The 9,307-nt window shown below is 72.4% G+C and carries 6 protein-coding genes; 3 read left to right on the plus strand and 3 right to left on the minus strand.

Translation table 11 applies throughout. From position 1 onward, the window contains the following. The first annotated feature begins 95 nt into the window (after nucleotides 1-95). Nucleotides 96-3,566, plus strand: a complete 3,471-nt coding sequence (locus ACG2DA_RS19980) for an ABC transporter permease (protein ID WP_395258094.1) — start codon at nucleotides 96-98, stop codon at nucleotides 3,564-3,566. Between the two features lie 138 nt (nucleotides 3,567-3,704). Next, entirely contained in the window at nucleotides 3,705-4,505 is an 801-nt protein-coding gene (locus tag ACG2DA_RS19985; protein ID WP_395258095.1) for an SDR family NAD(P)-dependent oxidoreductase, read from the plus strand. A 37-nt stretch (nucleotides 4,506-4,542) separates the two neighbouring features. Here ACG2DA_RS19985 and ACG2DA_RS19990 read toward each other — a convergent pair whose 3' ends face one another. Further along, a complete protein-coding gene (locus ACG2DA_RS19990; protein WP_395258097.1) occupies nucleotides 4,543-5,235 on the minus strand; it encodes a Uma2 family endonuclease in 693 nt (230 codons plus the stop codon). A gap of 55 nt (nucleotides 5,236-5,290) precedes the next feature. Continuing rightward, entirely contained in the window at nucleotides 5,291-6,517 is a 1,227-nt protein-coding gene (locus tag ACG2DA_RS19995; protein WP_395258099.1) for a DUF932 domain-containing protein, read from the minus strand. Between the two features lie 266 nt (nucleotides 6,518-6,783). On the opposite strand from ACG2DA_RS19995, the gene ACG2DA_RS20000 reads away from it, so the two are divergent. Then, nucleotides 6,784-8,535 (plus strand): PAS domain-containing protein, encoded by a 1,752-nt coding sequence (locus tag ACG2DA_RS20000; RefSeq protein ID WP_395258100.1) that lies wholly within the window; start codon nucleotides 6,784-6,786, stop codon nucleotides 8,533-8,535. A gap of 10 nt (nucleotides 8,536-8,545) precedes the next feature. Here ACG2DA_RS20000 and ACG2DA_RS20005 read toward each other — a convergent pair whose 3' ends face one another. Beyond that, a complete protein-coding gene (locus ACG2DA_RS20005) occupies nucleotides 8,546-8,731 on the minus strand; it encodes a Lacal_2735 family protein (RefSeq protein ID WP_395258102.1) in 186 nt (61 codons plus the stop codon). Nucleotides 8,732-9,307: the final 576 nt, after the last annotated feature.

Below are 9,307 nucleotides of genomic sequence, written 5' to 3' on the forward strand. Positions count from 1 at the left end.
GCGTCTCGAGCGAGGCTCGCCCGCAGGGGGACGCTCCCTGACGGTCGCGGCTCCCTAGAATCTTCCCCTACCGTCCGCCGTCCGCTCGTCGCGCCGTGTCTTCCCTCCGCCTCGTCCTCGCTTCGCTGTGGTTTTATCGCCGGACGCACCTCGCGGTGCTGCTGGGCGTGGCGGCGGGGGCGGCGGTGATCGGCGGGGCGCTGGTCGTCGGCGACAGCGTCCGGGCCAGCCTGCGGCAGATCACCCTCGAACGGCTGGGCGAAGTCGACCTCGCCCTCTCCGGCGGCCGGTTCGTCACCGACGGCTTCGTCGACACGCTCGCCGAGGGGGCCGACGCCCCGGCGACGGCCGCCCCCGCCCTCGCCCTGCGGGCCGGGCTCTCCGCCGGGGAGGAGGACGCGGTCCGCCGGGTGGGTTCCGTGAACCTGTTCGGCACGGACGAGCGCCTGTGGGGCCTGCTGGAGACGGCGGAGGTCGCCCGGCCGGAGCCGGGGGAGATCGTGCTGAACGCCCGCGTCGCCGAGGGACTGGGCGTGAGCGTGGGGGACGACGTGACGATCTCCGTGGAGATCCCCAGCGCCGTGCCGCGGGGCAACCTGCTGGCGAACCGGGACGACTCGACGGCGACCGTCCCGCTGACGGTGTCCGCGGTGCTGCCGGACACGGCGGGGGCGGCCCGGTTCGACCTCAACCCGGCCCAGCAGATCCCGCCGGTGGCTTACGCCGAACTGGGCGAGCTGCGGGATTTGCTCGCGCTGACCCCGGTCCGCCCCTCCCGCCGCAACCCCGAGGGCCGCGTCGGCCGGGTGAACGCGGTGTTCGTCGCCGATCCCGAGGGAGCCGGCGGCGAAGAGGTTCCCGGCGAAGACGCGGCGGACGCGTTGACGAAGTCCGCCCGGGCCGGCCTGACGTTGGACGATCTGCGGGTGAAGCTCGTGCGGAACGAGGCGCGGGGCACGCTGTCGGTGGAGAGCGACCGGATGATCCTCGAAGCCGCCCTCGCCGCCGCGGCCCGTGACGCCGCGAAGGCGGCCGGGCTGACGGCCTCCCCGCGGTACGTCGCCCTCGCCAACGAGATCGTCCCCGCGGACGCCACGACTGAGGAGATCGACGACGAGAACCGCCGCAGCGCCTACTTCGTCGTCGCCGGGGTGACGGCCGACGACGTGCCGGCCGTCCGCGAGGCGGGCGAGAACGAGATCGTCCTCAACGAGTTCCTGGCGAACGAGCAGCTCGGCGTGCAGGCCGGGGACGAGGCGACGTTGCGGTGGTATCCGGTCGACGACGGGGCGGACGCCCCGGAGCGGAGCGAGACGTTCACCGTCTCCGCCGTCGTGCCGATCGAGGGCGCCGCGGCCGACGGCACGCTCACGCCCACCGTGGAGGGCATCACCGACGCGGCCACCTTCGCGGACTGGGACCAGCCGTTCGAGATGGACCTCGACCGCGTCACCACCGAGGACGAATTCTACTGGGACGACTACAAGGCCCTGCCCAAGGCGTTTCTGCCGATCGAGCGGATGCGGGAGCTGTTCCCCAGCCGGTACGGGTCGAGCACCACCGTGCTGCTGACCGGCCCGGACGGCGGCCCCATCGAGGACTTCGACGCCGCGGAGGAGCGGTTCACGGCGGCGCTGCTGGAGGGCGTCGATCTGCGGCAGCTCGGCTTGGCGTTCGGGCCGGTGAAGGCCCAGGGGCTCGCCGCGGCGGCGGGCACCACGGACTTCGCCGGGCTGTTCGTGGGGTTCAGCCTGTTTTTGATCCTGTCCGCCGCCATCCTGATCGCCCTGCTGTTCCGCCTCGGGCTGGAGCGCCGGGCCAGCGAAGTGGGCTTGGAACGGGCCCTCGGGTTGGGGCCGAAGGCGGTGCGGCGGCTCCACCTGACGGAGGGGCTGATCGTGGTCGCCGTCGGCGGGCTGGTCGGGGCCGCGGCGGCGGTCGGCTACGCGGCCCTGATGCTGTGGGGCCTGCGGACGCTGTGGGTGGGGGCGGTCGGCACCCGGTTCCTGTTCCTCGACGTGACCCCGACCAGCCTGGCGATCGGCTTCGGCGTCAGCGTGCTGCTGGCGGCGGCGGCCGTCTGGTGGGGGCTGCGGGCCCTGCGGGGGGCCAGCGTGCGGGCCCTGCTGGCCGGGGAGACCGGCGCCGAGAAAGAGGCGACCGGCGCCGCGGCGCAGTGGATCGCCGTGGGGTGCGGCGGGTTCGCGGCGGTCCTCATGCTCGCGGCCCTCGCCGGGCTGATCCCGAACGCCGAGGCGTTCGCCGGGTTCGGCTGGGACGTGATCGCGTTCTTCCTCACCGGGATGCTGTTGCTCGCGGCGGCGCTGGGGGCGCTGGGTTGGTGGCTGGCCCGGCGGCCCGGCGGCGTGCCGCGGTCGAGCGTCAAGCTGGGCCTGCGGAACGCCGCCCGCCAGCGCACCCGCAGCGTGCTGACCGCGGGGCTGATCGCCTGCGCGACCTTCCTGCTGGTCGCCGTCGCCGCCGCCCGCAAGGACCCCTCCGCCGCGGGGCCGGAACTGGACAGCGGCAACGGCGGCTACCTGCTCGTCGCCGAGGCCGCCGCCCCCCTGCCCTTCGACCCCGGCACGCCCTCCGGCCGGGAGGAGCTGAACCTGACCGGGGAGCCGTTCGAGGCGATCGACGCCCTCACCGCCTGCCGCGTGCGGCCGGGGGCGGACGCCAGTTGCCTGAACCTCTACCGCACCGGCCTGCCGACCGTCCTCGGCGTGCCCGATTCCCAGATCGAACGCGGCGGTTTCGCCTTCGCCGACACCCCCGGCGAGAACCCGTGGGAACTCCTCAAGCAGGAGCTGCCGGACGCTCCCGGCCCCGACGGCGCCCCGCTCCCCGTCTATCCCGTGCTGGGGGACCTAAACACCCTGCAATACAGCCTGAAACTGGGCGTCGGCGACCGGCTGCCGGTCCCGAACGAGGAGAACCCGCAGGCGTACTTCCAGGTCGTCGGACAGTTCGACGGCAGCGTGTTCCAGGGCGTGCTGCTGACCGGCGAGGCGGACTTCGAACGCCTCTTTCCCACGAACGACGGTTGGGCCTACCTGCTGATCGACGCCCCGGAGGACCGGCAAACCGAACTCGCCGCCGCTCTGGAGGGCCGGCTGAGCGGCTACGGCGTGGACGCCGAACCCGTCGGCGAGCGGATCGCCTCCTTCCTCGCGGTGCAGAACACGTACCTCTCCACCTTTCAGGCCCTCGGCGGGCTGGGCCTGCTGCTGGGCACGCTGGGGTTGGCCGCGGTGATGCTGCGGAACGTGCTGGAGCGCCGCGGCGAGCTCGCCCTGCTGCGGGCCGTCGGGCTGGGCACGCGGAAGATCGCCGGGCTCGTGCTGACGGAGACGGCGTTGCTGCTGGTCTGGGGTCTGGCCAGCGGCACGCTGGCGGCGCTGCTGGCCCTGTGGCCGCACCTGTCCGGCCGCACCGCGGACACGCCCTGGCTGGGCGGAGCCCTGACGCTGCTGGCGGTGTTCGCCGCGGGCATGCTCGCCAGCGGCTGGGCCGTCCGCGCGGCGGTGCGGACGCCGATCGTCGCCACGCTCCGCGGGGAATGAACGCCGCCGCTTCGGTTGCCGCAGAATCTCAGGCCCCGGACGCACAATCGACGTCGGCGTTGCGTCTGCAGATTCGGCCGCGGACGCTTCGTCGCTACACTGCAGAGCGTTCGCCCGTTTCTTCGTTCAAGATCGTCCATGTCCGGCCGCCTGGAAGGCAAAACCGCGTTCGTCACCGGCTCCAGTAAGGGCATCGGGGCGGGCATCGCCGTCGAGCTGGCCCGCGAGGGGGCCGACGTGGCGATCAATTACCGCTCCAGCGCCGAGGAGGCCGAGGCCGTCGCCGCCCAAGTCCGCGACCTCGGCCGCACTGCCGTGGTATTGCAGGGCGACGTGGGCGACCGGGAGACGATCGAACGGCTCGTCGCCGAGGCGGCCGAGCAGCTCGGCGGGCTGGACCTGTTCGTCTCCAACGCCGTCTACAGCGCCCGGGAGCCGTTCCTCGACGCCGACCTGGACGAATTTAAGAAGACGATCGACGTCTCCATGTGGGGCGCCTTCTACGGCCTGCGGGCCGCCTGCCGGCGGATGCGGGATCAGTTCCACGAGAACGGCCGCGGCGGCAGCGTGCTGGTCGTCTCCAGCCCGCACGCGGACATCGCCTTCCCCACGGCGATGGCCTACAACATGGCCAAGGCGGCCCTCGACCAGATGGCCCGCACCGCCGCGGTGGAGATGGCGAAGTACGGCGTGCGGGTGAACATCCTGCACCCCGGCTGGATCGACACCCCCGGCGAGCGGAAGTTCTTCACCGAAGAGCAGATTGCCGAGGGCGCCAAGTCGTTGCTGCTCAAGCGCCTCGGCACGCCGGAGGAGTGCGGCAAAGCGGCGGCGTACGTGTTGAGCGACGACGCGGCCTACATGACCGGCTCCACGCTGAGCCTCGACGGCGGCGTGAAACTCCCCTACTGGAGCCGCCGCGAAGAGGGCGGGCAGTAGGGGGAGTCCGCCGGGGGACGGCCGCCGGACCGGGCGGCTACGCCCGCGGCGTTTTCCGCACGGCGTTCAACACGTCCCGCAACGGCACGGAGAACCCGGGGAGCACGTCCCGGCCGCCCAGCGTGCCGTCGGCGCCCAGTTCTTCCGCAACTTGATCCACGCCGGTGTAGACCGTCGCCGTCTCCGCCGCCGGGTCGATCTCCCAGACCAGCCGCGTGCCGGCGGTGAAGCAGTCCGCCCGCTTGGTCCGCATCTCCCGAGCGGTATTGCCGGGGGAGAGGATTTCGATCGCCAAATCGGGATAGAGGGCCGGGTACGCCGGCGTGGAGGGGAACCGGTCGCCCTCGACCTGTTCGTACCGCACGAACGCCACGTCGGCGGACCGCAGCCGGCTGCCGGACAACCGTAAAAAGCCCTGCCCCCCCAGCACCCAGCCCAACCCGCGGGCCTCCACGAATGGCAGGAGGAGGGCGATCAGTTTCGAGCCCATCAAATCGGATTCGGCGCCCACGGCTTTCTCAATGAGGGTCCCGTCGATCAGTTCGCACAGCCGGCCGGTTTCCCGCTTCACCCGATCGATGTCCGCCTCCGTCGCCGTGCCGGGGGCGGGGTCCATGACGATGCGGTACAGCGGGACGTCGCCGAATTGCTCCAAGATGTCGGCGACCGTCACGGCGGGGGCGGCCGTGGCGTCGGGACGGAGCGGCGGGGCGTCGAGGATCGCGGGCATGCTCGGATTCTACCGTGAACGAACCCCTGCCGGGGGCTCGCCCCTCGACTCGCCGTTACGCGTCCGGCGTGTCCGTCGGCTGGGCGGGCTCGTCGTTCACGAAGAAGTCCTGGAAGTCGCCGTATTGGTCGGCGGTGCCTTCGAGGTCGTATTCGCCGCTGACCAGTTCGCCGGCCCAGGCGTGCAGGCGGCGGGCGTGGGCGGGTCCCGCGTGGTGCGTGGCGACCTCCGTGGCGAAGTTCAGCAGGTCGTACACCTTGCACTTCACCGGCAGCGTTTTCTGCCGCTTCGCCGACAGGGCGTCGGCGTTCGCCAAACCGTACAGCCGGGTCACGTCGCCGGTCGTCTCGTGGAACCGCTTGAGCAGGTGCGTGCCGAGGTCTTTTCGTTCAAACAGCCCGTCGGAACTCGCCCCGTCCGTGCCGAAATTAGACAGCCCGGCGTGGGAGGAACCGCCCCCGCCGCCGGTCAGTTTGGCGAGGAGGTTGTAGAGGCCCGCCGCCTCGTGGACGCTCGCCCAGCTTTCGGCGGCGCTTTCGAACCGCTGTCGCAGGGCGGCGTAGCCCTCGTCGTTGTTGAACCCGTCCAGCGCCCGGCTGAGGGTGTAGGTGACCTCGTCGTCCCCCTTGCCCAGCGCCAGCTGGCTGCGGAAGGCGGGGGCCTCGCCGATCATGCCGTTGGAGCAGACCTCCCGCAGCAGCGAGAGATAAATGCTCGGCTGCCCGAACCCGTCCACCGGCGTGCGGACGACGAACCGATTGGCGAAGGCGTCGCCGGAGACGTGGAAGCGGTGGCCCACCCGCGGGGCGTGATGGCTCTCGACCACGCCGTTGTGGTAGGTCACGCGGTCGCCGTCGTAGCGGTGCAGCAGTTCGTTTAAATCGTCGTGCTTGACGACGGCCTTGGTCGGGTTGGAGACCGCCAGCAGGGAGCCGGTCCGGCCGTCGGCGTCCTCGGGGCCGCGCTCCACGGCGAACCGCAGGCGGTCGTTGGGGCTGCGGGCGGCCAGCCGCTCGAAGACTTCCGCATGATCGAAGTAGTTGAAGACCGATTTGCCGATGCCGAACCGCATAAAGAAGCTGGTCCAGAACCGGCCGCTGGGCCGCAGCGGCTCGTCGTTGACGAAGACCGCGGCCACCTTGGGCGCCCGGGAGCGGCCGTCCTCGCACTCCTCCAGTTCGACCCGCAGGTCGCCCACGGAGGCCACGCCGTACTCGATTCGCGGCCCGGACGCGGTTTGCGGCCCGGACGTCGAAACGGCGGCGGCGGGGGCGGTGTGCATCGGTCCGATCCTTCGGGACGGCCGCGAACGGCCGGGGTGACGATTGCGGGGACGGCGCCGGTTGCGCCGCCGGCGGCACTGTACCGACCGACACTGCTTTGAGCGAGACCCCGCCTGGAATGCGCCGCTTCGCCCGTCGGAGGAATCCTGACGGCAGAGGCGGGTTTGTCGGTTGCCGCGGGCGGGGGGCGGCGAAACCATTTCCCGTTTCGGGTCGGAACCGTCTGCGACCCCTTCCGTCCCGACGCGCCCCCGTCGCCGCGGCCATGCCCCCAGAACCGCATGAACTCTCCTCCAACGCCGACTCTCTGGTGCAGGACGGCGGCTGGACGCTGCTGACGGCCGCGATCGACTCGGCCAATTCGATGATCGCCGTGGCGGACGTGCGGGCCCGGGATCAGCCGCTGGTGTTCGTCAACGCCTACTTCTGCGAGTTCACCGGCTACTCCCGGGAGGAGGCGCTCGGGCGGAACTGCCGGTTCCTGCAGAACGCCCCCGGCGGCCGCGACGACGACCAGCCGGGCGTGCGACGGGTCCGCGAGGCGATCGCCGCCGGCGAGCGCTGCAAGGTCCTGCTGCGGAACTACAAGAAGGACGGCACGCCTTTCTGGAACGAGCTGTACCTCTCCCCGGTCCGTGCGGACGGCGGGGAGGAGGTGACGCATTACGTCGGCGTGCAGAACGACGTGACGGAGCACCTCGAATGCGAGCGGGAGCGGCTGATCCTCGCCGAGGCGATGCGCACGCTGGACGAGTCGGTCGTCATCACCGGCCCGGACCTGGAGGAGCCCGGGCCGGAGATCCGGTTCGTCAACGAGGCCTTCCAGCGGATGACCGGCTACGACTGGGACGAGGCGGTCGGCCGCAACCCGCGGATGCTGCAGGGGCCGGAGACCGACCACGGCGAAACCGAGCGCCTGAAGGCCCAACTGCGGGCCGGCCGGCCGTTCCGCGGGGAAGCCGTGAACTACCGTAAGGACGGCGAACGCTACGTGGTGCAGTGGACCGCGGCGCCGGTCTGGGCCCATGCGGTGCACGGCGTCGAGGGCGGGCTGTACGGCGGGCCGGGCATGAGCGGCCACTCCGGCGGCCTGCGGCGCCCCGGGGAACGGAACGAAACGGCCGAGTCGCGGCGTCGCAAAGGCCCGCCCTCCCACTACGTCGCCAGCCAGCGGGACATGACGGCCCGCCGGGCCCTGGAGCGGGAGGTGCTCGAGGGCCGCAGCTACGAGCAGGCCCGCATCGCCCGGGACCTGCACGACGGGCCGGCCCAGGACGTGACGGCGCTGAAGTTCCTGGTCGCGGCGCTCTCCCGGCAGGTCGGGCTGGACGCCGGCGACCCGAAGGCCCTGCACGACGCCGCCCACGACGAGACCGGCGCCCCCCGGTTCGACACCCCCCAGGCGCTCGCCGCCCACCTGCTCTCCCAGGCGGACGACGCCGCCAGCCGCGTGCGGCAGGTGGCCCGCGGCCTGATGCCGATCGGCGGCGTCCGCGGCGAACTGACCGCCGCCCTGACTCGCCTCGCCGCGGAGCGCTCCGCCCTCGTCGACCGCAACGCCGAGGCGCCCGGCCCGACGGTGACCTTCGCCGGAACCCCCGCCGACGAACCCGACGCCCCGGACGTCCGCAACGAGCTGTACCACCTGGCCCGCGAGGCGGTCGGCAACGCCCTGCGGCACAGCGGGGCGAGCCGGATCGAGATCGCCCTGCGGCGGACCGACGGGGCCGTCCGGCTGAGCGTCGCCGACGACGGCGTGGGGATGCCCGCCGACCTCGCCGCCGCCGCCGGCCGAATCGACGGCCTGGACGGTCGCGGCAAGCCGCGCTCGACCTCCGGCGGGGTGGGCCTGCGCAGCATGCGCTACCGGGCGGAGGTGCTCGGCGGCGCCCTGTCGATCGAACCGGCCGTCCCCGCCGCCGACGGCCGCCCGGCCCGCGGGGTCCGGGTCGTCTGCACGCTGTCGGCCAGCGGCCCCCCGGGGATCGACCCGCGGGAACCGTCCGACGACGACTAACCGCCGGCGCTCAGTCCCGCCGGCGTTCCGCCTCCAGCCGATCGATCTCCTGTTCGATCTCCGCCGCCTCCGCGTGCACGGCGCTGGCGGCGACGACCCCCTGATTGCGGGAGACCTCCGCGGCCCGCTCCAGCGTTTTGGCGTGCTTCGCCTTCAACGCCTCCAGCGGATCTTTCTTCTTGAACAGACCGAACATCGCAGCGGGCGGGGGCGGGGGAATTGAACGAGGACGAGTCGTTGTAGAACGCCCCGCCGCCCTGTCACGGGGCCGCCGCCATGTGCCCCTCGCCCTCGAGGGAGAGGGCAGCAGAGGCCGGCGGACCACTCACCGGCGTCCGCAGACCTCGTCCCCCCTCGCCCCCCTTTTGGGGGAGAGGGGTTGGGGGTGAGGGGGCAACGGCGCCCGCACGCTGGCAACGGTCCGCTCTCCGCATCGGCAGCCCGAGGCGCGAGCCGAGACGTGCGCGCAGGGCAGGATCACCCGGCCTCGCTTGCGCTTCGGGCTCACAATCTCTGAGCGGATGGTGGGTGAACCGCGCTACCCCCTCACCCCCGGCCCCTCTCCCTCCAGGGAGAGGGGCCGGCGAACCTCTCACCGGCGTCCGCAGACCGTGTCTCCCCTCGCCCCCCCTTTTGGGGGAGAGGGGCTGGGGGTGAGGGGGCAGCGGCGCCCGGACGCTCTTTCACTGTCCGGGGACTCTCCCTCAGCGCTTCGCTGCACCGCACGAAGGCGGGGGGAGGGGCGTCCCCCTCACCCCCACCCGCAGCGGTC

This window comes from Alienimonas sp. DA493, assembly GCF_043951915.1.
Lineage (GTDB): Bacteria > Planctomycetota > Planctomycetia > Planctomycetales > Planctomycetaceae > Alienimonas.

Coding starts and splice junctions, on each gene's coding strand:
- ACG2DA_RS19985 (WP_395258095.1), top strand. CDS start 3,705: ATGTCCGGCCGCCTGGAAGGCAAAACCGCGTTCGTCACCGGCTCCAGT.
- ACG2DA_RS19990 (WP_395258097.1), bottom strand. CDS start 5,235: ATGCCCGCGATCCTCGACGCCCCGCCGCTCCGTCCCGACGCCACGGCC.
- ACG2DA_RS19995 (WP_395258099.1), bottom strand. CDS start 6,517: ATGCACACCGCCCCCGCCGCCGCCGTTTCGACGTCCGGGCCGCAAACC.
- ACG2DA_RS20000 (WP_395258100.1), top strand. CDS start 6,784: ATGCCCCCAGAACCGCATGAACTCTCCTCCAACGCCGACTCTCTGGTG.
- ACG2DA_RS20005 (WP_395258102.1), bottom strand. CDS start 8,731: ATGTTCGGTCTGTTCAAGAAGAAAGATCCGCTGGAGGCGTTGAAGGCG.